Annotated in this window: 14 protein-coding genes; 9 read left to right on the forward strand and 5 right to left on the reverse strand. The window is 68.1% G+C overall.

The genetic code is table 11. The features are described from left to right. The first annotated feature begins 21 nt into the window (after nt 1-21). Genes AC3B6A_RS02135 through AC3B6A_RS02145 form a run of 3 tightly spaced genes read left to right on the forward strand, consistent with a single transcriptional unit; the run spans nt 22 to nt 9,948 of the window. Nucleotides 22-8,406 (forward strand): Hpt domain-containing protein, encoded by an 8,385-nt coding sequence (locus AC3B6A_RS02135; protein ID WP_488400700.1) that lies wholly within the window; start codon nt 22-24, stop codon nt 8,404-8,406. Continuing rightward, nucleotides 8,399-9,430, forward strand: a complete 1,032-nt coding sequence (locus AC3B6A_RS02140) for a chemotaxis protein CheB (RefSeq protein WP_488400701.1) — start codon at nt 8,399-8,401, stop codon at nt 9,428-9,430. Before AC3B6A_RS02135 ends, AC3B6A_RS02140 begins: the two co-directional genes overlap by 8 nt. 17 nt (nt 9,431-9,447) lie before the next feature. Further along, entirely contained in the window at nt 9,448-9,948 is a 501-nt protein-coding gene (locus tag AC3B6A_RS02145) for a chemotaxis protein CheW (protein ID WP_488400703.1), read from the forward strand. Nucleotides 9,949-10,050: 102 nt separating this feature from the next. Here AC3B6A_RS02145 and AC3B6A_RS02150 read toward each other — a convergent pair whose 3' ends face one another. Further along, nucleotides 10,051-10,770: a 16S rRNA (uracil(1498)-N(3))-methyltransferase gene (locus AC3B6A_RS02150; protein WP_488400704.1), complete on the reverse strand. Its 720-nt coding sequence runs from the start codon at nt 10,768-10,770 to the stop codon at nt 10,051-10,053. A gap of 102 nt (nt 10,771-10,872) precedes the next feature. Continuing rightward, complete coding sequence (locus AC3B6A_RS02155; RefSeq protein ID WP_488400706.1) at nt 10,873-12,276, reverse strand: adenosylmethionine--8-amino-7-oxononanoate transaminase; 1,404 nt, start codon at nt 12,274-12,276, stop codon at nt 10,873-10,875. A gap of 191 nt (nt 12,277-12,467) precedes the next feature. Here AC3B6A_RS02155 and AC3B6A_RS02160 point away from each other — a divergent pair, with 191 nt between their 5' ends. From AC3B6A_RS02160 to AC3B6A_RS02170, 3 genes are all read left to right on the forward strand, one after another. Further along, the gene (locus tag AC3B6A_RS02160; RefSeq protein WP_488400708.1) at nt 12,468-13,955 is read left to right on the forward strand and encodes a flavin monoamine oxidase family protein; all 1,488 of its coding nucleotides are present in this window, start codon (nt 12,468-12,470) and stop codon (nt 13,953-13,955) included. Between the two features lie 177 nt (nt 13,956-14,132). Then, nucleotides 14,133-14,687 (forward strand): cytochrome b, encoded by a 555-nt coding sequence (locus AC3B6A_RS02165; RefSeq protein WP_488400709.1) that lies wholly within the window; start codon nt 14,133-14,135, stop codon nt 14,685-14,687. Nucleotides 14,688-14,715: 28 nt separating this feature from the next. After that, nucleotides 14,716-15,291 carry a YceI family protein gene (locus AC3B6A_RS02170; RefSeq protein ID WP_488400710.1) on the forward strand — a complete coding sequence of 192 codons (576 nt, stop codon included), beginning with the start codon at nt 14,716-14,718 and terminating at the stop codon, nt 15,289-15,291. 51 nt (nt 15,292-15,342) lie between these two features. Here the strand turns inward: AC3B6A_RS02170 and AC3B6A_RS02175 are convergent, their stop codons facing one another. Beyond that, nucleotides 15,343-15,789: a MarR family winged helix-turn-helix transcriptional regulator gene (locus AC3B6A_RS02175; protein ID WP_488400711.1), complete on the reverse strand. Its 447-nt coding sequence runs from the start codon at nt 15,787-15,789 to the stop codon at nt 15,343-15,345. 258 nt (nt 15,790-16,047) lie between these two features. Here AC3B6A_RS02175 and mexA point away from each other — a divergent pair, with 258 nt between their 5' ends. The 3 genes from mexA to AC3B6A_RS02190 are packed head-to-tail and all read left to right on the forward strand — an operon-like array spanning nt 16,048 to nt 21,823. Beyond that, nucleotides 16,048-17,205 (forward strand): multidrug efflux RND transporter periplasmic adaptor subunit MexA, encoded by a 1,158-nt coding sequence (gene mexA, locus AC3B6A_RS02180; protein ID WP_488400712.1) that lies wholly within the window; start codon nt 16,048-16,050, stop codon nt 17,203-17,205. Between the two features lie 15 nt (nt 17,206-17,220). Continuing rightward, nucleotides 17,221-20,361 carry an efflux RND transporter permease subunit gene (locus AC3B6A_RS02185; RefSeq protein WP_488400713.1) on the forward strand — a complete coding sequence of 1,047 codons (3,141 nt, stop codon included), beginning with the start codon at nt 17,221-17,223 and terminating at the stop codon, nt 20,359-20,361. Between the two features lies 1 nt (nt 20,362). Continuing rightward, complete coding sequence (locus AC3B6A_RS02190) at nt 20,363-21,823, forward strand: AdeC/AdeK/OprM family multidrug efflux complex outer membrane factor (protein ID WP_488400714.1); 1,461 nt, start codon at nt 20,363-20,365, stop codon at nt 21,821-21,823. Nucleotides 21,824-22,053: 230 nt separating this feature from the next. On the opposite strand, the gene AC3B6A_RS02195 is transcribed toward AC3B6A_RS02190, so the two are convergent. Together AC3B6A_RS02195 and AC3B6A_RS02200 are read right to left on the reverse strand one after the other, a co-directional pair. Next, nucleotides 22,054-22,482, reverse strand: a complete 429-nt coding sequence (locus AC3B6A_RS02195) for a UPF0158 family protein (protein WP_488400715.1) — start codon at nt 22,480-22,482, stop codon at nt 22,054-22,056. A 266-nt stretch (nt 22,483-22,748) separates the two neighbouring features. After that, nucleotides 22,749-23,621 carry a methyl-accepting chemotaxis protein gene (locus AC3B6A_RS02200; protein ID WP_488403481.1) on the reverse strand — a complete coding sequence of 291 codons (873 nt, stop codon included), beginning with the start codon at nt 23,619-23,621 and terminating at the stop codon, nt 22,749-22,751. Nucleotide 23,622: the final 1 nt, after the last annotated feature.

The following is a 23,622-nucleotide window of genomic DNA, read 5'->3' on the forward strand; positions in this document are numbered from 1 at the left end:
AGACACATGAGTGGAGTGGCTATGGGTGATCGGCACGATTATGTCGCCCTGGAATGGGTAAAAGGCGAGATTGCCGAAACGCTCAAGCAGGCGCGGCAGGCGCTCGAATCCTACGTCGAGAATCCCCAGGACCCGACGCGGATGGGCTTTTGCCTGGCCTACATCCATCAGGTGCGGGGCACCCTGCAGATGGTGGAGTTCTACGGCGCCGCGCTGCTCGCCGAAGAGATGGAGCACCTGACCCAGGCGCTGATCGACCACCGCGTCACCAGCCAGGGCGAGGCCCTGGAAGTGCTGATGCAGGCGATCCTGCAACTGCCGGTGTACCTGGACCGCATCCAGAGCGCCCGCCGCGACCTGCCGATGGTCGTGCTGCCGCTGCTCAACGACCTGCGCACCGCCCGTGGCGAGAAGCTGCTGTCGGAAACCAGCCTGTTTGCCCCCGACCTGTCCCGCAGCGCCGAAGCGCTGCCGGTGGATGCCCTGGCGCGCCTGCGCACCGCCGAACTGCCGGCGCTGCTGCGCAAGCTGCGGCAGATGCTCCAGGTCGCCCTGGTCGGCGTCATCCGCAACCAGGACCTGCCGACCAACCTGGGCTACATGGCGCGCGTCTTCGCCCGCCTGGAGTCCCTGTGCAAGGACGCGCCGCTGGGCCGCCTGTGGGTGATCGCCTCGGCGATCGTCGAAGGCCTGGCCAACGGCAGCATCGCCAACGGCACCTCCATGCGCAACCTGCTGCGCCAGGTGGACCGCGAGTTCAAGCGCCTGGTCGACCAGGGCGCCGACGCGATGAACCAGCCGGCGCCGGACGAACTGATCAAGAACCTGCTGTTCTACGTGGCCAAGGCCTCCGGCCAGTCGCCGCGCGTGCGCGCGGTGAAGGACGAGTACCGCCTGGACGACGCCCTGCCCGGCGAAGCGGTGGTCGACGAGGAACGCGCCCGCCTGGCCGGACCGGACCGCGATGCCATGCGCTCGGTGGTCGGCGCGCTGTGCGAGGAACTGGTGCGGGTCAAGGACAGCCTCGACCTCTTCGTGCGCAGCGACCGCAGCGTGGTGGGCGAGCTGGACAGCCTGCTGGCGCCGCTCAAGCAGATCGCCGACACCCTCGCCGTGCTGGGCTTCGGCCAGCCGCGCAAGGTCATCCTCGACCAGATCGAGGTGGTCGGCGCCCTGGCGCGCGGCCAGCGCAAGCCGGACGATGCGACGCTGATGGACGTCGCCGGCGCGCTGCTCTACGTCGAAGCGACCCTGGCCGGCATGGTCGGCCCGAGCGAGGCGCCGGGCAGCGAGGAAAGCCGCCTGCCGACCACCGATGTCGAGCAGATCCACCAGGTGGTGATCAAGGAAGCGCGCAACGGCCTGGAACTGGCCAAGGACGCGATCATCGAGTTCATCGCCTCGCAGTGGAACCACGAACACCTGGCCCGCGTGCCGGAGCTGCTCACCCAGGTGCGCGGCGGTCTGGCGATGATCTCCCAGGATCGTGCGGCGAAGCTGCTGGAATCCTGCAACCGCTACATCCAGGAACAGCTGCTGGTGCGCCAGGCGGTGCCGGACTGGCACAGCCTCGACACCCTGGCCGACGCCATGACCGGCGTCGAGTATTACCTCGAGCGCCTGTCCGAGGACCAGGGCACCCAGGGCGACCTGATTCTCGACGTGGCTGAGGACAGCCTGGAAAGTCTGGGTTACTCCCTCAAGCCGCGTCCGTCGATCCTCGATGCCGTCGAGCCGCCGGCTCCGGCGCCGCTGGACGACCCGCTGGACGAAATCGACGTGCTCGCCAGCACGACCCTGCCGGCAGACGCTGCCGTCGAGCCGGAGCAGCCGGAGCAGCCGGAGGCGTTCGGCGCCCCGCTGGCTCCGTCTGTCGAGATGCTGGAAGAGCTCCCCGCGACCCCGGTGGAAAACTTCAGCGCCTTGCCGATGGCGGACGAGCCGAGCTTCGGCGAGCCCCTCGCCGACACGCCTGCGCCGACGTTCGAGCCGCTGCCGCTGGATGCCGATCTGTCGCCCGCCGAGCCGGTGGCCGATCTTGGCGCCTGGTCGCTGGACGAACTCGAGCCCGCCCCGGCGGCCAGCCAGGCGCAACCCGAGGCGAGCCTGCCGGGCGATGCCATCGACTTCACGACGAACACCCCGCTCGCGCCCGTGGCGCTGGATTCCGCGGCAGCGGAGCCGAACGAGCCGGCCTGGGAGCTGGACAGCATCGTCGAGCCCGCGGTCTCGGAGGACAACCTCTGGGAAGCGCTCGACCTGGGCGCCGAGCCGCCCGCTCCGCCTGCGCTGGACGAGGCGCCGAACGTGGCGTCGAGCGACGAGCCGGGCTGGTCGCTCGAGCTGATCGATGACAACGCGCCCGCCGTCGAACAGGACTGGCTGAGCACTGATCCGCGCCTGTCGCCGGCCGAACCGGCGGCACCGCAGGTGCTGGATGAAACCCTCGGTGCCGAGCCGACCCCGGCCGCTCCGGCGGACGAACTCAGCTGGGATGTCGTCGAACTGCCCGCCACCGAACAGCCGCTGGCCGGCGCCGACAACTGGACCCTCGGCCAACTGTCCGAGGCGCCCTCCGTGGCCGAAGGCGTTGACCTCGGCCTGGATGCGCCGGCGCCCCTGGATGAGCTCCCGGGTGCCGCCGAACCGACCCCGGCCGCCCCGGCGGACGGGCTGAGCTGGGACGTCGAGCTGCCCGCCGCCGAACAACCGCTGGTCAGCGACGACAACTGGACCCTCGGCGAACTCTCCGAAACGCCCGCCGTGGCCGAAGGTGTCGATCTCAGCCTGGATGCGCCGCTGGCGCTGGATGAGCTCCCTGCCACCGTGGAGCCGATTTCCGTGGCGTCGGTTGCTCCGGCGAACGAGCTGAGCTGGGACGTCGAGCTGCCCGCCGCCGAACAGCCGCTGGCCAGCGACGACAACTGGACCCTCGGCGAGCTCTCCGAAACGCCCGCCATGACCGCAGGCGTCGACCTCGGCCTGGATGCCCCGCTGGCACTGGATGAGCTCCCGGGTACCGTCGAACCGACCCCGCTTGCCCCGGCGGACGAACTGAACTGGGATGTCGAGCTGCCCGCCGCCGAACAGCCGCTGGTCAGCGACGACAACTGGACCCTCGGCGAGCTCCCCGAAACGCCGGCCGTGGCCGCAGGCGTCGACCTCGGCCTGGATGCCCCGCTGGAGCTGGAAACCCTGCTGGTCGAGAGCACCGACGAGCCCCTCGTGCCGGCCCAGGGCTGGAGCGAACTGGACATCGCCGACCTCGACCTGCCGGAAGTCGAGCTGCCGAGCCCGCCGCCTGTCGTCGAGCCCGTTGCCGAACCGGTCGAGAAACCGATGTCCCTCGCCGAGGTGATGGCGGCCCCCACGCAGGCCATCAACCCGCCCGCGCAGGACGTGCCGCCGAGCCTGCTGCCGCCGCCGGCCGACGAAGAGCCGATGGACGAGGAACTGCGCGAAGTCTTCATCGAGGAGGCCGGCGAGGTACTGGAAACCATCGGCGCCCATCTGCCGGCCTGGCAGGCGGTCGCCGACGACCGCGAGGCGCTGACCGAAATCCGCCGCGCCTTCCACACCCTCAAGGGCAGTGGCCGCATGGTCCGCGCGCTGGTGATCGGCGAGCTGGCCTGGTCCATCGAAAACCTGCTCAACCGTGTGCTCGACCGCAGCATTTCCACCACCCCCGCCGTGCAGCAGGTGGTGCTGGACGTGGTTGCGCTGATGCCGGAGCTGGTCGACGAGTTTGCCGCCAACGCCCAGCGCCAGCGTGACGATGTCGACCGCCTGGCCGCCACCGCGCATGCCCTGGCCAAGGGACAGCCGGTCCCGCCGCCCGGCGGCGGACAGCCGGAAACCGCTGCCGCGGCAAGCGTCGAGGAAGCCAGCGCGCCCGTCGCCTCCAGCAGCGCGGAGGCCGATGGCGAAGGCCTCGATCCGCAGCTGCTGGAAATCTTCCGCAACGAGGCGGAAACCCACCTGGAAACCCTGGTCGGCTTCCTCGCCGATTGCGCGCAGCAGCTGCCGCAGCCGGTGACCGACGACCTGCAGCGCGCCCTGCACACGCTCAAGGGCAGCGCGCACATGGCCGGCATCCTGCCGATCGCCGAAATCGCCACGCCGCTCGAGCGGCTGATGAAGGAATTCAAGACCAACCTGCTGCAGATCGACCTGCGCGAGGCCGAACTGCTGCACGCTGCCGAGCGCCTGTTCCGCGTCGGCCTGGATCAGTTGCTGGAGGGCCGCCCGCTGGCGCCCATCGACGGCAGCGTCGAACTGCTGGCGCGCATCGCCCAGGTGCACCAGGAGCGCCTGGAGGTCGCCGAGGCCAAGCGTCGTGGCGAGAGCGGCGAGGGCAGCGGCAGCGATCCCAAGCTGATCGGCGTGTTCCTCGCCGAGGGCATGGACATTCTGCTGGACGCCGAAGACCTGCTGCGGCGCTGGCGCGAACACCCGCAGGAGCGCCAGGAGCTGGGCGCCCTGCACGACGAACTGGAAACCCTCAGCCGCGGCGCGCAGATGGCCGAACTGCCGCAGATGGCCGAGCTGGCCGATGCGCTGCTGGCGGTCTATGGCGCTGTGCAGCAGGGCGGCCTGGAGGTTGGCGAAGCCTTCTTCAGCGCCGCCGAAGAGGCCCACGAAGCGCTGATCGGGATGATGGACCAGGTGGCCGCGGCGTTGCAGGTCAGCGCGCGTCCGGAACAGGTCCAGGCGCTGCATCGTCTGCTCGACGCGCCGGCCGGGCCGGAGCAGGACTTCATCGACCTGGAGAGCCTGACCGCCGACGATTTCCCGGCCGAGGACGAAGAACTCCTTCTCGATTCCCGGCCCGTGGCCGAGGACGACCTGCCGGACGGCCTGAACTGGCCGCCGCGCAGCGAGAGCGCCGAACAGGCGCGTCATGCCGACGACGACGAAGTCATCACCGCCGCCGATCCGCGCCCGCATGCCGCCCCGCAGCATCCGCCGCAGGCGCTGGACGAGGAAATGGTCGCGATCTTCCTCGAAGAGGCGGTGGATATCCTGGACAACGCCGGCCAGGCCCTGGAGCGGTGGCTGAAGTCGCCGGAGGTGCTGGCGGCCCTGTCGACCCTGCAACGCGACCTGCACACCCTCAAGGGTGGCGCGCGGATGGCCGAGATCCGCGAGATCGGCGACCTGTCCCACGAACTCGAATCGCTCTACGAAGGGCTGCTGGACCATCGCTTCCGGCACAGCCCGGCGCTGGGCGAACTGCTGCGCACCTGCCACGACCGCCTGGCGACCCAGCTCGACCAGCTGCAGGCCGGCCAGGCGCTGACCGATCCGGCCGACCTGGTGCAGACCATCCGCAGCTTTCGGCAGAACCCCGCCGCCGGCCTGAGCGCTTCGCTGGCCCAGGCCCCGCTCGACGCGGAAGCCGCCGAGGCGGAGCAGGAGCCGGTCGCGCAGGAGATCGAGCTGGAACTGCCCGCCGAGCCGGAACCCGCGGCCGAAGCCGAGCAGGCAGCGGCGGCGCTGCCGGATATCGACGAACAGTCCTTCCTCGACGCGCCCGAAACGGAGATTGCCGCGCCGGAGCCGGCCGCTGACGCCGGCTACGAGCTGGACGGCGAGCGCGACGAGGAACTGGTGGAAATCTTCCTCGAGGAAGGTTTCGACATCCTCGAAAGCTCCTCCGGCGCCTTGCAGCGCTGGATGGGAAATGTCGACAACAGCGTCGAACTGGAAGCCTTGCAGCGGGATCTGCACACCCTCAAGGGCGGTGCGCGGATGGCCGAGATCCGCCCCATCGGCGACCTCGCCCACGAACTGGAATTCCTCTACGAAGGCCTGTGCGGCGGGCGCATGCGCGCAAGCCCGGTGCTGTTCGAACTGCTGCAGCGTTGCCACGACCGCCTTGCCGAGATGCTCGAGGCCGTCCAGGGCCACCGCCGGATTCCGGAGGGCGACTCGCTGATCGAGGCGATCCGCCGATTTCGCGCAAGCCCCGACGAGCAACTGAGCATCCCCAGCAGCGTCAGCCTGCAGGCGCTGAGCGCCGAACCGGCCCTGGCGGACGGTCCGGAAGCGGACATCCTCGATATCTTCCTCGAAGAGGCCGACGACCTTCTCGAGAGCATGGAACAGGCCCTGGGCCGTTGGGACGCCGAGCGCGAGAACGGTGCGCTGGACGAGCTGCTGCGCATCCTCCACACCCTCAAGGGCGGCGCGCGCCTGGCCGGCCAGAGTGGCCTGGGCGATCTGGCCCACGACCTCGAACAGCACCTGTCCGAGGCCCAGCAACAGGGCGCGCCGTGGCCGGAAAGCCTGCTGCTGGACGTGCAGTCCGGCTTCGAAGGGCTGCAGGCCGATGTCGACCAGCTGCGCGAGCATCTGGGCGAAGCCGAGGTCGCCGAAACCGAGGTCGAGGAACCCCGCTTCGAAGAGCCGGCTCCGCCGCACCTGCCGGCGTTGCCCGAAGCCATCATGGCTGCCAGCGTGCCGCAGCGCGTCGAGGCGCCGGTGGTGCTGCCGTTCGTGCGCCGCGCCCAGGAGGCCGCCCAGGAAGCGGCCGCCCGCCGTGCGCCGCAGGAGCTGGTCAAGGTGCCGGCGCCGCTGCTCGAAGGCCTGGTCAACCTCGCCGGCGAGACCTCCATCTTCCGCGGCCGCGTCGAGCAACAGGTCAGCGACGTCGGCTCGACCCTGACGGAAATGGACGCCACCATCGAGCGGGTGCGCGACCAGCTGCGCCGCCTGGACACCGAGACCCAGGCGCAGATCCTCTCGCGCCACCAGGCCGACGCCGAGCGCGCCGGCTACGAAGATTTCGACCCGCTGGAAATGGACCGCTACTCGCAGCTGCAGCAGCTTTCGCGCGCGCTGTTCGAGTCCGCTTCCGACCTCTTCGACCTGAAGGAAACCCTGGCCGCGAAGAACCGCGATGCCGAGACCCTGCTGCTGCAACAGGCGCGGGTCAACACCGAGTTGCAGGAAGGCCTGATGCGCACCCGCATGGTGCCGTTCGACCGCCTGGTGCCGCGTCTGCGCCGGATCGTCCGCCAGGTGGCGAACGAGCTGGGCAAGCAGGTCGAGTTCGTGGTCGGCAACGCCGAAGGCGAAATGGACCGCACGGTGCTCGAACGCATCGTCGCGCCGCTGGAGCACATGCTGCGCAACGCGGTGGACCATGGCATCGAATCCGGCGAGGTGCGCCGCCTGGCGGGCAAGCCGGAAGTCGGCACCATCCGCCTGACCCTCGGCCGCGAGGGTGGCGACATCCTCCTGACCCTGGGCGACGACGGCGGCGGCATTCGCCTCGACGCGGTGCGGCGCAAGGCCATCGAGCGCGGCCTGATGACCGAGGACAGCCAGCTGACCGACCACGAGGTGCTGCAATTCATTCTCGAGGCCGGCTTCAGTACCGCCGAGAAGGTCACGCAGATTTCCGGCCGCGGCGTCGGCATGGACGTCGCCGCTTCCGAAGTGAAGCAACTGGGCGGCTCCATCAGCATTCACTCGACGCTGGGCGAGGGCACGCACTTCAACATCCGCCTGCCCTTCACCGTGTCGGTGAACCGCGCGCTGATGGTGCTTTCCGGCGAGGACCTGTACGCCCTGCCGCTGAACACCATCGAAGGTATCGTGCGGGTTTCCCCGTACGAGCTGGAGGCGCTCTACGAGCAGGCCTCGGCCGAGGGCGGCTCGCCGCGCTTCGAGTACGCCGGGCAGAGCTACGAGCTGAAGTACCTGGGCGACCTGCTGAGCAACGGCCAGCAGCCGAAGCTGGTCGGCCAGTCGCTGCCGCTGCCGGTGATCCTGGTGCGCTCGGCGGAGCACGCCGTGGCGGTGCAGGTCGACGCCCTGGCGGGCTCCCGCGAAATCGTGGTGAAGAGCCTGGGCACGCAGTTCTCCGGGGTCAGCGGCATCTCCGGCGCGACCATCCTCGGTGACGGTCGCGTGGTGGTGATTCTCGACCTGCTGGCGACCATCCGCGTGCGCCATGCCCACGCGCTGCAGACGCAGCCGAGCCGCCAGCTGGCCGGCCCGAGCGTGGCGGAGATCGAGCACCAGCGCCCGACCCTGGTCATGGTGGTGGACGACTCGGTCACCGTGCGCAAGGTCACCAGCCGCCTGCTGGAACGCAACGGCATGAACGTGCTGACCGCCAAGGACGGGGTGGACGCCATCGCCCAGCTGCAGGAGCACAAGCCCGACATCATGCTGCTGGACATCGAGATGCCGCGCATGGACGGCTTCGAGGTGGCGACCCTGGTGCGCCACGACGAAAAACTCAAGGATCTGCCGATCATCATGATCACCTCGCGTACCGGCGAGAAGCACCGCGACCGTGCTCTGGCCATCGGCGTCAACCAGTACCTGGGCAAGCCGTACCAGGAATCCGAGCTGCTGGAGAGCATCCTGAGCCTGGTGAAGTCCCATGGCTGAGCAGAGCACGCCGCGCATCGCGGTGATCGCCGATACCTCGCTGCAGCGCCACGTGCTGGCGCAGGCCCTGGCCGGCCACGGCTACCAGGTGGTGCTCAATGCCGATCCGGCGCGCCTTGATGGCGAGCAGCTGGACGCCTGCGAGACCGACCTGTGGCTGGTGGACCTGGCGCAACAGGAGGACTCGCCGCTGGTGGACAACCTGCTGGAACAGTCGCGGGTGCCCGTGCTGTTCGGCGAAGGCCATGCGCCGGAACGGCATTCCGAACACTACCCGCGCTGGGAGCGCGGGCTGGTCTCCAAGCTGCGCCGGCTGGTGGGCGACCCCAGTGCCGGCGTCGGCCGCAGCCTCGCCGCGCTGCTCGACGAAGCGCAGCGGCCCAACCGCGTGACGCTGCCCGACGACCTGGCAGCCTCGCCGCTCAAGGCCGGCGAGCCGGCCACGCAGGTCTGGCTGCTGGCCGCGTCGATGGGCGGACCGGCGGCGGTGAAGACCTTCCTCGATGCGCTGCCCGGCGCCCTGCCGGTCGGCTTCCTCTACGCCCAGCACATCGATCCGGCGTTCGAGGCCAGCCTGCCGCAGGCGGTCGGCCGTCACAGCCAGTGGCATGTGAATACCGTGCGCAGCGGCGATCCGGTGCGTTGCGGCGAAGTGGTGGTGGTGCCGATCAGCCAGGAGCTGGGCTTCGACGGGGAAGCGCGGATGCGCGTCCTGGATCGCGCCTGGCCCGAGCCCTACAGCCCGTCCATCGACCAGATGATGCTCAACCTGGCCCAGCAGTACGGCGAGCGCTGCGGCGTGATCGTCTTCAGCGGCATGTGCAGCGATGGCAGCGCGGCGGCGGCCTATGTGCGCCGGCAGGGTGCGGAAATCTGGACCCAGCGCGCCGACAGCTGCGTCTGTTCGAGCATGCCCGACAGCCTGCGCGAGGGCGGCTACAGCACATTGTCGGGCGATCCGCGCGAGCTGGCGGCGGCGCTGGTCAACCATCTGGCCGCGCAGTGCGTGGCCGAAGTCACGTAATGAAGCGGAGTGGTGCGATGAGTGATCTTCCCGTGGTCAAGGAAGGCGGCGAGGCCGCCGTGGCGGCCAACGCCGCGCCGGCGAGCCTGACCGGCCTGCTGGTGCCGCTGGCCGACCGCAACCTGCTGCTGCCCAACGTGGCGGTGGCCGAGCTGATCACCTACCGCGCGCCGCACCCGGTGGACGGTCTGCCGTCCTGGTACCTGGGGCAGGTCGCCTGGCGCGACCTGCGCCTGCCGTTGCTGTCCTTCGAGGCGGCTTCCGGCGGCCAGGCGCACGTCAGCGCCGGTGCCCGGGTGCTGGTGCTCAACGCCCTTGGCGGGCGGGCCAACGTCAAGTTCCTGGCCCTGCTGGTCCAGGGCATTCCGCGCTCGCTGAAGGTCGGTGCCGACCTGCAGCGCACCAACGTGCCGCTGGCGCCGCTGGAGCTGGATGCGGTGAACCTGGGCGACGAGCAGGCGCGCATTCCCGATCTGGTTGCGCTGGAGCAGATGCTGGCCGACTCCGGTCTGATCTGAAGCCGGCAGGCGCCGGGACTCGGGAGGTTCGCGAGCAAGCTCGCTCCTACGAAAAGCGCGCGGAGCGAGCTTGCTAACGCCAATGCATAAACCGGACTGCGCTTAGAAATCGCCCCACAACTGCTGCGCCACGCTCAGCGCCACCACCGGCGCGGTCTCGGTGCGCAGCACCCGCGGGCCGAGGCGGGCGGCGTGGAAACCGGTGGTTTTCGCCTGCTCGACCTCGGCGTCGCTCAGCCCACCCTCGGGGCCGATGAGGAAGGCCAGGCTGGCGGGCTTGTCGTGGCTGGTCAGCGGCTCGGCCACCGGGTGCAGCACCAGCTTGAGCTGCGCTTCGCAACTCTCCAGCCATTCGGCCAGGGTGACCGGCGCGTTGAGCACCGGTAGCACCGAGCGGCCGCACTGCTCGCAGGCGCTGATCGCCACCTGGCGCCAGTGGGCCATGCGTTTGTCGGCGCGTTCGTCCTTCAGGCGCACTTCGCAGCGCTCGCTGACGATCGGGGTGATCTCGCTGGCGCCCAGTTCGGTGGCCTTCTGGATCGCCCAGTCCATGCGCTCGCCACGGGACAGGCCCTGGCCCAGGTGGATGCGCAGCGGCGATTCGGCCTGGCCGTCGAACGCTTCGCGCAGCTCCACGCGCACGGCCTTCTTGCCCACCTCGATCAGTTCGCCCAGGTATTCGCGGCCGGAGCCGTCGAACAGCTGCACTGCGTCGCCGGCCGTGTGGCGCAGCACGCGGCCGATGTAGTGGGCCTGGGCTTCGGGCAGCTCGTGCTGGCCGAGGGAGAGCGGGGCGTCGATGAAGAAGCGGGAAAGGCGCATGGGTGATAGCTACAAGCTGCAAGCGGAAAGCCGCAAGCATAAGGCCAGAGCGCAGCTTTTGCTTGCAGCTTATGGCTTGCGGCTCGTCGCTCGCCGAAGGCGTCAGCCCGGATCGCGGTGGTCCGGGTGGAAGTCGCTGACCGCCACGCTCACCGCATCGCGGGTGGCGATGTCGATGCCTTCGCTGGCGACCTCGGCGAGGAAGTCGATCTGCTCGGGGGTGATGATGTACGGCGGCAGGAAGTACACCACGCTGCCCAGCGGGCGCAGCAGCGCGCCGCGTTCCAGTCCGTGCTGGAAGACCTTCAGGCCGCGGCGTTCCTGCCAGGGGTAGGCGGTCTTCGTCGCCTTGTCCTGGACCATCTCGATGGCGAGGATCATGCCGGTCTGGCGGATTTCGGACACGTGCGGGTGGTCGGCCAGGTGCGCGGTGGCGCTGGCCATCTTCGCCGCCAGGGCCTTGTTGGCCTCGATGACGTTGTCCTGCTCGAAGATGTCCAGGGTCGCCAGGGCGGCGGCGCAGGCCAGCGGGTTGCCGGTGTAGGTGTGCGAGTGGAGGAAGGCACGCAGGGTCGCGTAGTCGTCGTAGAACGCCTGGTAGACATTGTCGGTGGTGAGCACCGCGCTCATCGCCAGGTAGCCGCCGGTCAGCGCCTTGGACAGCACCAGGAAGTCCGGGGTGATGCCGGACTGCTCGCAGGCGAACATCGTCCCGGTGCGGCCGAAGCCGACGGCGATCTCGTCGTGGATCAGGTGCACGCCGTAGCGGTCGCACGCCTCGCGCAGCAGCTTGAGGTAGACCGGGTGGTACATGCGCATGCCGCCGGCGCCCTGCACCAGCGGCTCGACGATCACCGCGGCGACTTCCTGGTGGTGCTGCTCCAGCGCCTGCTCCATGGCGGCGAACATCGTCCGCGAATGCTCTTCCCAGCTAACGCCCTCGGGGCGCAGGTAGCAGTCTGGCGTCGGCACCTTGATGGTGTCCATCAGGAGCGACTTGTAGGTCTCGGTGAACAGCGCCACGTCGCCCACCGACATCGCCGCCACGGTTTCGCCGTGGTAGCTGTTGGTCAGGGTGATGAAGCGCTTCTTCTCCGGCTGGCCGAGGTTGTGCCAGTAGTGGTAGCTCATCTTCAGCGCCACTTCGATGCCCGCCGAGCCGCTGTCGGCGTAGAACACTCGTGAGAATCCGGCCGGCGCCAGGCGCAGCAGGCGCTCGGACAGCTCGATGACCGGCTGGTGGCTGAAGCCGGCGAGGATCACGTGTTCCAGCTGGTCCACCTGGTCCTTGATGCGCTGGTTGATGCGCGGGTTGGCATGGCCGAAGACGTTGACCCACCAGGAGCTGACCGCGTCGAGGTAGCGCTTGCCTTCGAAGTCCTCCAGCCAGATGCCTTCGCCGCGGCGGATCGGGATCACCGGCAGGCGTTCGTGGTCTTTCATCTGGGTGCAGGGGTGCCACAGCACTTCGAGATCGCGCTGCATCCACTCGGCATTCAGGCCCATGGGGGACTCCTTATCTGGCTGGCCGTCTGACTGTCGGCTTGCGATGGTCGGGCAAGCCTATGGCAATGCACCTGAGATGAACAGCGACGGGGCTCGCGACACATGCCGCAGATCGCCGACCAAGGTGTCTATCCCGCCTTCAGGCGCTGACGTATGCTTCGCGCCTTTGTACCGTTTGGGGATTTCTGGCGATGAAGATGGGATGGCTGCGCGCTGCCGCGCTGCTCGCTCTGGGGGTGTTCAGCGCGGTGGCGCTGGGCAAGGACAAACAGCCGACGGCCATCGTGGTCGGTGGCGGGCTCGCCGGCCTGTCGGCGGCCTACGAGCTGCAGCAGGCCGGCTGGCAGGTCACCGTGCTGGAGGCCAAGCCGCAGGTGGGTGGCCGTTCGGGCCTGGCCACCAGCGAGTGGATCGGCAACGCCAAGGTGCAGCCGACGCTCAACGGCTACCTGGATACCCTGAAGATCAAGGCCGTTCCGGCCCCCGACTTCGTGCGTACGCCGAGCTACCTGATCGACGGCGTGTATTACTCCAGCAGCGACCTGAAGCAGAAGATGCCGGCCGTCGCCGCCGACCTCGAGCGCTTCGAGAAGGCGCTGGACGAGCTGGGCGCCTCCGTCGAGGACCCGCTCAATCCGCTGTCGAGCAAGACCCTGTTCGCGCTGGACCAGATGAACGCCGCGCGCTGGCTGGACAAGCTGAACCTGTCGCCGACCGCGCGCCTGCTGGTCAACCAGCGCATCCGCTCGCGCTATGACGAGCCGTCGCGCCTGTCGCTGCTGTACCTCGCCCAGCAGGGCCGCGTGTACCGCAACGTCAATGACCGCGACCTGCGCGCCGCGCGCGTGCCCGGTGGCAGCCAGGTGCTGGCCCAGGGCTTCGTCAAGCAGCTCAAGACCATCAAGACCAACGCCAAGGTCACCTCGATCAGCCAGGACAAGGACGGCGTGACTGTCAAGGTCGGCGCCACCGGCTACAGCGCCGACTACCTGGTGCTGGCCGTGCCGCTGCGCGCGCTGGGCAGCATCCAGATGACCCCGGGCCTGAACGACAAGCAGCAGGCCGCGCTCAAGAGCACCAACTACGGCTGGCGCGACCAGATCCTGATGAAGTTCAAGCGCCCGGTGTGGGACGACAAGTCGCGCCTGTCCGGCGAGATCTACAGCGACCAGGGCCTGGGCATGATCTGGGTCGAGCCCGCGGCCAAGGGCGGCGCCAACGTGCTGATCAACCTGTCCGGCGACAACGCCCGCTTGATGCAGGCCTTCGGCGACCGGCAGCTGTCGGAGCAGGTGCTGATCCGCATGAACAAGTACTACCCGAAGATGCGCGGCGCGTACGACGGCTACGAAATGCGCCGCTACAGCGTCGACGCCGGCACCGGCGGCTCCTACCTGGCCTACGGCCCGGGCCAGATCAGCCGCTTCTGGCGCGTCTGGGAAACCCCGGTGTCCCGCGTCGCCTTCGCCGGCGAACACACCGATGCGCTTTACCCGGGCACCCTCGAAGGCGCCCTGCGCAGCGGCAAGCGCGCCGCCAGCCAGGTACGCAACCTGCAGGCCGGCAAGACGCCGGTGCTCGAAGGCAAGGCCGCCGTGGCCGAGAGCAAGCCGGCGGCCAGCGACAAGCCGGCCGGGAAGGGCGAGAAGAAGGGCATCATGTCCTGGCTGCCGTTCTGATCCGAGGCGCTCCACAGACAATGCCGGCGAAAGCCGGCATTGTCGTTTCCGGGCTCTGGCACGCTGGTTTCAGCGGATATCTATCTTGTCAGTCGATGTTTCAAAGCAGGATTTTCCGCTTTTATTCGACCGATTTGCCGCTAGTCTTGAACCTCCGTTTTTCAAGGATGCGAATCGATGCAATGGCGTAATTCCCCCGCTCGCTACGGCCTGGTCAGCCTGTTCCTGCACTGGGGCAGCGCGCTGGCGGTCTTCGGCCTGTTCGGCCTGGGCCTGTGGATGCGCGAGCTGGATTACTACGACAGCTGGTATCACCGCGCTCCGGAAATCCACAAAAGCATCGGCATCCTGCTGCTCATCGCGCTGCTCCTGCGCGTGGTCTGGCGCTTCCTCAGCCCGCCGCCGCCGGCTCCGGCCAGCCACGGAGCGCTCACCCGCCTGGGCAGCAAGCTCGGCCATCTGGCGCTGTACGCGCTGCTGTTCGCCGCGATGATCGCCGGCTACCTGATCTCCACCGCCGAAGGCAAGCCGATCAGCGTGTTCGGCTGGTTCGACGTGCCCGCCACCCTGAGCGGGCTGCCGGAGCAGGCCGATGTCGCCGGCGCCATCCACCTGTACCTGGCCTGGGCCCTGGTGGTGCTGGCCGTGCTGCATGCCCTGGCGGCCCTCAAACACCATTTCATCGATCGCGACTCCACGCTGACGCGCATGCTCGGCCGCGCCGCGAAGTAAAAACCTCACCCAAAGGGAGATTGTTTCAATGCTGAAGAAGACCTTCGCCGCCCTGGCCCTCGGCGCCGCGCTGCTCTCCGCCGGCCAGGCCATGGCCGCGGACTACAAGATCGACAAGGAAGGCCAGCATGCCTTCATCGAGTTCCGCATCAAGCACCTGGGCTACAGCTGGCTGTACGGCCGCTTCGACGATTTCGACGGCGCCTTCACCTTCGACGAGAAGAACCCCTCCGCCGACAAGGTCAAGGTGACCATCAACACCAACAGCGTGAACTCCAACCACGCCGAGCGTGACAAGCACCTGCGCAGCGCGGACTTCCTCAACGTCGCCAAGAACCCGACCGCGACCTTCGAATCCACCGCCGTCAAGGCCGATGGCAAGAATGCCGAGATCACCGGCAATCTGACCCTCAATGGCGTGACCAAGCCGGTCACCATCAAGGCTGAATTGATCGGCCAGGGCGATGACCCGTGGGGCGGCTACCGTGCCGGTTTCCTCGGTACCACCACCCTCAAGCTGAAGGACTTCAACATCCAGCGCGACCTCGGCCCGGCTTCCCAGGAAGTGGAGCTGACCCTGTCGGTCGAAGGGGTGCGTCAGTAAGACGCTGAAATGCGAAAACGCCGGCGGATGCCGGCGTTTTCGTTTGTGGCGTCACTCCCCGTGAGCCTGCAGGCACTGCTGCAGGAGCCGCGTGAGCCGGCGCTGCTCCTCGTCGTCGAGCGGCGAGAACAGATTGTCATGGGTGCGTGCGAGAATCGCCTGGGTGCGTTCCTCGATACGCCGCCCGGCGTCGGTGAGGAAGAGCTGGAAGCTGCGCTGGTCGTCCGGGTTGCGCTCGCGGCGAACCAGGCCGAGCTGCTCCATTTCACGGATCTTGCGGGTCACCAGGGCCTTGTCACGGCACATCTTGCGGCCCAGGCTCTGCAGGCTCTGCCCGGCGTCGGCACCGATCAGTTCGAGCAGGCGGATGTCCGGCGGGGCGAGGTCGATGCCCTCCGCGCACAGCTCGTCGTGAAGGCTCTCGCGCAGGTGCTCGAGGACCTTCTCCAGGGTCTGCGGCAGGTCGGGGTTCACGTTGTGGGGCGTCGGCTCGGTCACGGTAAACCTTGTGTAAATCAGGTTGATCGACTCAACTATTTTTTCGTATTTTAGTTGATGTTATCAACCTTGTTCGTCGCCGCGACTGCCTTGCGGGAAACCTGCTGCGCTTTTAGCCTCTGGCTAAAACGTTTCAGTAGGTTTCCCACAGGGCTTTCGGACGTTTACAAACAGAGCTGAATGTAAGTATTTTGGCCAGCTTTTCCGGACCGGCAAGCCCACAGCCAAACCGGATGCTTTGCTCACGAGGACAACGATATGCAACGAAAGCCAGCCATGCGCGCCCTGGTTCCGGCCCTGCTCGTCGCCATGGCCACCCTTGCCGGCTGTGACAAGAGTCAGGCTCCGCAGGACAAGCCGATCCCCGAGGTCGGGGTGGTGACCCTGCAGGCGCAGGAGGTGACCCTGAGCACCGAACTGCCCGGCCGCACCACGGCCTATCGCATCGCCGAAGTTCGCCCGCAGGTGAACGGCATCATCCTCAAGCGCCAGTTCAAGGAAGGCAGCGACGTCAAGGAAGGCCAACAGCTGTACCAGATCGACCCGGCCGTCTACGAAGCCACCCTGCAGAGCGCCCAGGCCAACCTGGTGTCCACCCAGCAGCAGGCCGAGCGCTACAAGGAACTGGTGAAGGACGAGGCGGTGAGCAAGCAGCAGTACGCCGACGCCCAGGCCGCCTACCTGCAGGCCAAGGCCGCGGTGGACAACGCCCAGATCAACGTGCGCTACACCCGGGTCTACTCGCCGATCTCCGGCCGCATCGGCCGTTCCTCGGTCACCGAGGGCGCCCTGGTGCAGAACGGCCAGGCCACCGCGATGGCCACCGTGCAGCAGCTGGACCCGATCTACGTCGACGTGACCCAGCCCACCACCGCGCTGATCCGCCTGCGCCGCGAACTGGCCGCCGGCCAGCTGGAGAAGGCCGGCGAGAACGCCGCCAAGGTCAAGCTGTTCCTCGAGGACGGCTCGCAGTACCCGCTGGAGGGCAAGCTGGAGTTCTCCGAAGTCTCGGTCGACCAGACCACCGGTTCGGTCACCGTGCGCGCGATATTCCCCAACCCGAACAAGGAACTGCTGCCGGGCATGTTCGTCCACGCGCAGCTTGAAGAGGGGGTCAAGAAGCAGGCCATCCTCGCGCCGCAGCAGGGCGTGACCCGCGACTTCCGTGGCCAGGCCACCGCGCTGGTGCTGGGTGAGGGGGACAAGGTCGAGCAGCGTACCCTCAAGACCGAGCGCACCGTCGGCGCCTTCTGGCTGGTCAGCGATGGCCTCAAGCCCGGCGACCGCCTGATCACCGAAGGCCTGCAGTTCGTCCAGCCGGGCGCCCAGGCCAAGGCCGTACCCGCGAAGAACGTGGCGCCCAGTGCCGGGGCCGACGACAAGCCCGCCGCCGCTCAGCCGGCCAAGCAGGGTTAATCAAGGGGATTCGTAATGTCGAAGTTTTTCATTGACCGACCCATCTTCGCCTGGGTGATCGCCCTGGTGATCATGCTGGCGGGCGGTCTGTCGATCCTCAAGCTGCCGGTGAACCAGTACCCGGCCATCGCGCCGCCGGCCATCGCCATCCAGGTCGCCTACCCGGGCGCCTCCGCCGAGACGGTGCAGGACACCGTGGTGCAGGTGATCGAGCAGCAGATGAACGGTCTCGACCATCTGCGCTACATCACCTCGGAGAGTAACTCCGACGGCAGCATGACCATCACCGTGACCTTCGACCAGGGCACCAGCCCGGACATCGCCCAGGTCCAGGTGCAGAACAAGCTGCAGCTGGCCACGCCGCTCCTGCCGCAGGAAGTGCAGCAGCAGGGCATCCGCGTGACCAAGGCGGTGAAGAACTTCCTGATGGTGGTCGGCGTCGTCTCCACCGACGGCAGCATGGCCAAGGAAGACCTGTCGAACTACATCGTCTCCAACATCCAGGACCCGCTGTCGCGGACCGCCGGCGTGGGCGACTTCCAGGTGTTCGGTTCGCAGTACGCCATGCGCATCTGGCTGGACCCGGCCAAGCTCAACAGCTTCCAGATGACCCCGGGCGACGTGAAGGCGGCGATCCAGGCGCAGAACGTGCAGATTTCCTCCGGCCAGCTGGGCGGCCTGCCCGCGGTCAAGGGCCAGCAGCTCAACGCCACCATCATCGGCAAGACCCGCCTGCAGAGCGCCGAGCAGTTCAGGGAGATTCTGCTCAAGGTCAACGCCGACGGCTCCCAGGTTCGCCTGAAGGACGTCGCCGACGTGGCCCTGGGCGGCCAGGACTACAGCATCAACGCCCAGTTCAACGGCAAGCCGGCCTCGGGTATCGCGATCAAGCTGGCCACCGGCGCCAACGCGCTGGACACCGCCAAGGCGATCCGCGCCACCCTGGCCACCCTGGAGCCGTTCTTCCCGCAGGGCATGAAGATCGTCTACCCGTACGACACCACCCCGGTGGTCTCCGCCTCCATCCATGAGGTGGTGAAGACCCTGGGCGAGGCGATCCTGCTGGTATTCCTGGTGATGTACCTGTTCCTGCAGAACTTCCGCGCCACGCTGATCCCGACGATCGCCGTGCCGGTGGTGCTGCTGGGCACCTTCGGCGTGCTCGCCGCCTTCGGCTTCTCGATCAACACCCTGACCATGTTCGGCATGGTGCTGGCGATCGGCCTGCTGGTGGACGACGCCATCGTGGTGGTGGAGAACGTCGAGCGGGTGATGGCCGAGGACGGCCTGCCGCCCAGGGAAGCGGCGCGCAAGTCCATGGGCCAGATCCAGGGCGCGCTGGTCGGCATCGCCCTGGTGCTGTCGGCGGTGTTCCTGCCGATGGCCTTCTTCGGCGGCTCCACCGGGGTGATCTACCGCCAGTTCTCCATCACCATCGTCTCGGCCATGGCCCTGTCGGTGCTGGTGGCGCTGATCCTCACCCCGGCGCTGTGCGCCACCATGCTCAAACCCATCGAGAAGGGCGACCACGGCGAGCACAAGCGCGGCTTCTTCGGCTGGTTCAACCGCACCTTCCTGGCCACCACCCACGGCTACGAGCGCGGCGTGGCGTCGATCCTCAAGCACCGCTTCCCGTACCTGCTGATGTACGTGATCATCCTCGGCGGCATGGTCTACCTGTTCACCCGCATCCCCACCGCGTTCCTCCCCGACGAGGACCAGGGCGTGCTGTTCGCCCAGGTACAGACGCCGACCGGCTCCTCCGCCGAGCGGACCCAGGTGGTGGTCGACGCGATGCGTTCCTACCTGCTGGAGAAGGAAAGCAGCGCGGTGGCCTCGGTGTTCACCGTGACCGGCTTCAACTTCGCCGGCCGCGGCCAGAGTTCGGGCATGGCGTTCATCATGCTCAAGCCCTGGGAAGAGCGTCCGGGCAAGGAGAACAGCGTGTTCGCCCTGGCCCAGCGCGCGCAGCAGCACTTCTTCAGCTTCAAGGATGCGATGGTGTTCGCCTTCGCCCCGCCGGCGGTGCTCGAGCTGGGTAACGCCGTGGGCTTCGACATCTACCTCCAGGACCAGGCCGGCGTGGGCCACGACGTGCTGATGCAGGCGCGCAACCAGTTCCTCGGCCTGGCCGCGCAGAGCCCGGTGCTGCAGCGCGTGCGTCCCAACGGCCTGAACGACGAACCGCAGTACAGGCTGCTGATCGATGACGAGAAGGCCAGCGCGCTGGGCGTCTCGCTCGCCGATATCAACAGTACCGTTTCCATCGCCTGGGGTTCGAACTACGTCAACGACTTCATCGACCGTGGACGGGTGAAGAAGGTCTACCTGCAGGGCCGCCCGAACGCGCGGATGAGCCCGGAAGACCTGGAGAAGTGGTACGTGCGCAACAGCCGGGGCGAGATGGTGCCGTTCAGCGCCTTCGCCACCGGCGAGTGGGGCTACGGTTCGCCCAAGCTTTCGCGCTACAACGGCGTGCCGGCCATGGAAATCCTCGGTGAGCCGGCCCCGGGCCGCAGTACCGGCGAGGCCATGGTGGCGGTCGAGGAGATCGTCAAGCAGCTGCCCAAGGGCGTCGGCTACGCCTGGACCGGCCTGTCCTACGAGGAGCGGCTGTCCGGCTCCCAGGCCCCGGCGCTCTATGCCCTGTCGCTGATCGTGGTGTTCCTCTGCCTGGCGGCGCTGTACGAGAGCTGGTCGATCCCGTTCTCGGTGATGCTGGTGGTGCCCCTGGGTATCATCGGTGCGCTGCTGGCGACTTCCATGCGCGGCCTGTCCAACGACGTGTTCTTCCAGGTGGGCCTGTTGACCACCATCGGCCTGTCGGCGAAGAACGCGATCCTGATCGTCGAGTTCGCCAAGGAACTGCACGAGCACGGCAAGGGCATAGTCGAGGCGGCCGTCGAGGCGTGCCGGATGCGTCTGCGCCCGATCGTCATGACCTCCCTGGCGTTCATCCTCGGCGTGGTGCCGCTGGCGATCTCCAGTGGCGCCGGCTCCGGCAGCCAGCACGCGATCGGTACCGGCGTGATCGGCGGCATGGTCACCGCGACCGTCCTGGCGGTCTTCTGGGTGCCGTTGTTCTACGTGGTGGTCAGTACCCTGTTCAAGGACGCCGCGTCCAAGGAACAGGCAGCCACCGAGAAGGGGCATTGATATGAGAAAGTCCTTCCTGTTGCCCTCTTTGCCGTTGGCGATCGCCGCCGTGGTGATGTCCGGCTGCTCGCTGATCCCCGACTACGAGCGCCCCGAGGCGCCCGTGGCGGCGGCTTACCCACAGGGCGCGGCCTACGATGCCGCGCAGCCGGCCAACGCCGGCGCCGACATCGGCTGGCGCGAGTTCTTCAAGGACCCGCAGTTGCAGCGGCTGATCGAAGTGTCGCTGGAAAACAACCGCGACCTGCGCGTCGCCGCGCTGAACATCGAAGCCTACCGGGCGCAGTACCGCATCCAGCGGGCCGACCTGTTCCCGGCGGTGGATGCCGGCGTCAGCGGTTCGCGCCAGCGCCTGCCGGCCGACCTGTCGCAGACCGGCAGCTCGATGATCAGCAGCCAGTACGGCGCCACCCTGGGCGTCACCGCCTGGGAGATCGACCTGTTCGGCCGCCTGCGCGCCCTGCGTGACCAGGCACTGGAGCAGTACTTCGCCAGCGAGGAAGCCCGGCGCAGCACCCAGACCAGCCTGGTGGCCAACGTCGCCAACGCCTACCTGACGCTGCGGGCCGACCAGGAGCAGCTGCAGCTGACCCGCGACACCCTGGCCACCTACCAGAAGAGCTACGACCTGACCAAGCGCAGCTACGACGTCGGTGTGGCGTCGGCGCTGGAGCTGCGTCAGACGCAGACCCAGGTGGAAAGCGCCCGGGCCACCCTGGCGCAGTACACCCGCCTGGTCGCCCAGGACCAGAACGCCCTGGTGCTGCTGCTCGGCTCCGGCATGCCGGCCGACCTGCCCAAGGGCCGCGAGCTCTCCGAGGAACTGCTGGCCAGCGTGCCGGCGGGGCTGCCGTCCGACCTGCTGCAACGCCGCCCGGACATCCTCCAGGCCGAGCACCAGCTCAAGAGCGCCAACGCCAACATCGGCGCGGCGCGCGCGGCGTTCTTCCCGCGCATCAGCCTGACCGCCAACGCCGGCAGCCTCAGCCCGGACCTCTCCGGCCTGTTCGACGCCGGCTCCGGCAGCTGGCTGTTCCAGCCGTCCATCAGCCTGCCGATCTTCAACGCCGGCGCCCTGCGCGCCAGCCTGGACCTGGCCAAGGTGCAGAAGGACATCAACGTGGCGCAGTACGAGAAAGCCATCCAGACGGCCTTCTCCGAGGTCGCCGACGGCCTCGCCGCGCGCGGCACCTTCAACGAGCAGCTGCAGGCGCAGCGCGCGTTGGTGGACGCCAGCAGCGAGTACTACCGGCTGGCCGACAGGCGCTACCGCACCGGCGTGGACAACTACCTGACCCTGCTCGATGCGCAGCGCTCGCTGTTCAGCGCCCAGCAGCAACTGATCAGCGACCGCCTGAACCAGCTGACCAGCGAGGTGAACCTGTACAAGGCCCTCGGCGGCGGCTGGCAGGCCACTGCGACGCAGGCGCAGCCGATCCCGAACGAGGCGCCGAAAGGCTGATCGTTTCCGGCTGGAAGACGAAAACGCCGCCCTTCGGGGCGGCGTTCTTGTTTGCGCGGGATGTGGGCCGGCAGCTTTCGCAGGATGGCGTGGAGCGCAGCGATACCCATCGTTCGGCGATGCCGGGAGTTGCGAACCCGCCGGATCGTAGGAGCGGACCTTGTCCGCGAAGGGCCCGGCGCATGCCTGGGATCACGGACAAGGTCCGCTCCTGCAGGGGCCATGCGGATCTACAGCATCGCGCTGCGCGTCGCCGGCTGGATCTGGTTATCCGCCAGCCAGTCCAGCGCGCACTCGCGCAGGCGCTCGGCCTGGTAGGCGTACCAGGCCTGGAGCAGCTCGGGATAGCCCATCAGCACGTGGCGGAACGCCTTGAACGGCTTGCGCCCCTCGATGGCGTTGGCCAGGGCGGAATAGGCATGGGGATCGGGCACGTCGCGCAGGAAGTCGCGCATCAGGTCCAGCGACTGGCGGCTGCTCAACGGTTCGATGAGCAGCAGGCGCTCCGGTTCGCGGTGCAGCAGCTCGGCCAGCTCCGGATCGGGATCATCGACGGGAATCAGCAGCACCTGGCCGCTGGCGAGGTCGAGGTAGTGATCGATACCCTGGGTATCGAGCGCGAAGGCCAGTTCGTCGAGGTCGATGGTCAGCGGGCGCATGGTCACTCTCCCAAGGTGGCGAGTGACTGATGCTACGCCATGCAGATGACAGCTGTCCTGCCGCTGCCGGCCGGCGCGGGAGCACTGACCGGTCCGGAGTCACAGGCGGACGCGGTGACTGGTTTCGCAGTTTCGCTCCACGCCATCCTGCGGGCCTGGTTGCGCTGCTGGGCTGGTTCGCGAGCAAGCTCGCTCCTACAAAGAGCGGCTGCGCTGCAGGAGTGAAAAGGCCCGCATTGCGCGGGCCTTTTTCGTCGCGGCGGGGATCAGACGCGGAAGCGGCTGACCAGCGCCTGCAGCTCGTTGCCCAGGCGCGCCAGCTCCACGCTGGAGGCGGCGGTCTCCTCGCTGGCGGCGGCGGTCTGCTCGGAGATGTCGCGCACGTTCATCACGCTGCGGTTGATCTCCTCGGCCACGGCGCTCTGCTGCTCGGAGGCGGCGGCGATCTGCTGGTTCATCGACTGGATGGTCGACACCGTGCGGGTGATAGCGCCTAGGCGCTCGCCGGCGCGGCGGGTCAGGTCGACGGTGCTGACGGTCAGCTCGCGGCTGGTCTCCATCATCTGCACGGCCTGCTGGGTGCCGCTCTGCAGGCCGGCGATGAGCGCCTCGATCTCCTCGGTGGAGGACTGGGTGCGCTGGGCCAGGGCGCGCACCTCATCGGCGACCACGGCGAAGCCGCGGCCGGCGTCGCCGGCGCGGGCGGCCTCGATGGCGGCGTTGAGCGCCAGCAGGTTGGTCTGCTCGGCCACCGCCTTGATCACGTCCAGCACGCTGCCGATCTTCTCGCTTTCGCGCTTGAGCTTGAGCACCGATTCGTTGGAACGGTCGACCTCGCCGGCCAGGCGGTCCATCTGCCCGACGGCGTCGTTGACCACGCCCTCGCCGTCGCGGGCCTCGCGGTCGGCGGCGGAGGCGGCCTCGGAGGCTTCCTCGGCGTTGCGCGCGACTTCCAGCACGGTGGCGGCCATCTCGTTCATCGCGGTGGCGACCTGGTCGGTCTCGCTCTTCTGGCTGTTCACCCCGGCGCTGGTCTGCTCGGTGACGGCGGACAGTTCCTCGGCGGCGCTGGCGATCTGCGTCACGCTCCCGTGGATGCGGCTGATCAGCTCGCGCAGGGACTGGTTCATGCGCTGCATG

The sequence above is a fragment of the Pseudomonas sp. B12(2026) genome (assembly GCF_057767015.1).

Coding starts and splice junctions, on each gene's coding strand:
- AC3B6A_RS02135 (WP_488400700.1), top strand. CDS start 22: ATGGGTGATCGGCACGATTATGTCGCCCTGGAATGGGTAAAAGGCGAG.
- AC3B6A_RS02140 (WP_488400701.1), top strand. CDS start 8,399: ATGGCTGAGCAGAGCACGCCGCGCATCGCGGTGATCGCCGATACCTCG.
- AC3B6A_RS02145 (WP_488400703.1), top strand. CDS start 9,448: ATGAGTGATCTTCCCGTGGTCAAGGAAGGCGGCGAGGCCGCCGTGGCG.
- AC3B6A_RS02150 (WP_488400704.1), bottom strand. CDS start 10,770: ATGCGCCTTTCCCGCTTCTTCATCGACGCCCCGCTCTCCCTCGGCCAG.
- AC3B6A_RS02155 (WP_488400706.1), bottom strand. CDS start 12,276: ATGGGCCTGAATGCCGAGTGGATGCAGCGCGATCTCGAAGTGCTGTGG.
- AC3B6A_RS02160 (WP_488400708.1), top strand. CDS start 12,468: ATGAAGATGGGATGGCTGCGCGCTGCCGCGCTGCTCGCTCTGGGGGTG.
- AC3B6A_RS02165 (WP_488400709.1), top strand. CDS start 14,133: ATGCAATGGCGTAATTCCCCCGCTCGCTACGGCCTGGTCAGCCTGTTC.
- AC3B6A_RS02170 (WP_488400710.1), top strand. CDS start 14,716: ATGCTGAAGAAGACCTTCGCCGCCCTGGCCCTCGGCGCCGCGCTGCTC.
- mexA (WP_488400712.1), top strand. CDS start 16,048: ATGCAACGAAAGCCAGCCATGCGCGCCCTGGTTCCGGCCCTGCTCGTC.
- AC3B6A_RS02185 (WP_488400713.1), top strand. CDS start 17,221: ATGTCGAAGTTTTTCATTGACCGACCCATCTTCGCCTGGGTGATCGCC.
- AC3B6A_RS02190 (WP_488400714.1), top strand. CDS start 20,363: ATGAGAAAGTCCTTCCTGTTGCCCTCTTTGCCGTTGGCGATCGCCGCC.
- AC3B6A_RS02195 (WP_488400715.1), bottom strand. CDS start 22,482: ATGCGCCCGCTGACCATCGACCTCGACGAACTGGCCTTCGCGCTCGAT.
- AC3B6A_RS02200 (WP_488403481.1), bottom strand. CDS start 23,621: ATGCAGCGCATGAACCAGTCCCTGCGCGAGCTGATCAGCCGCATCCAC.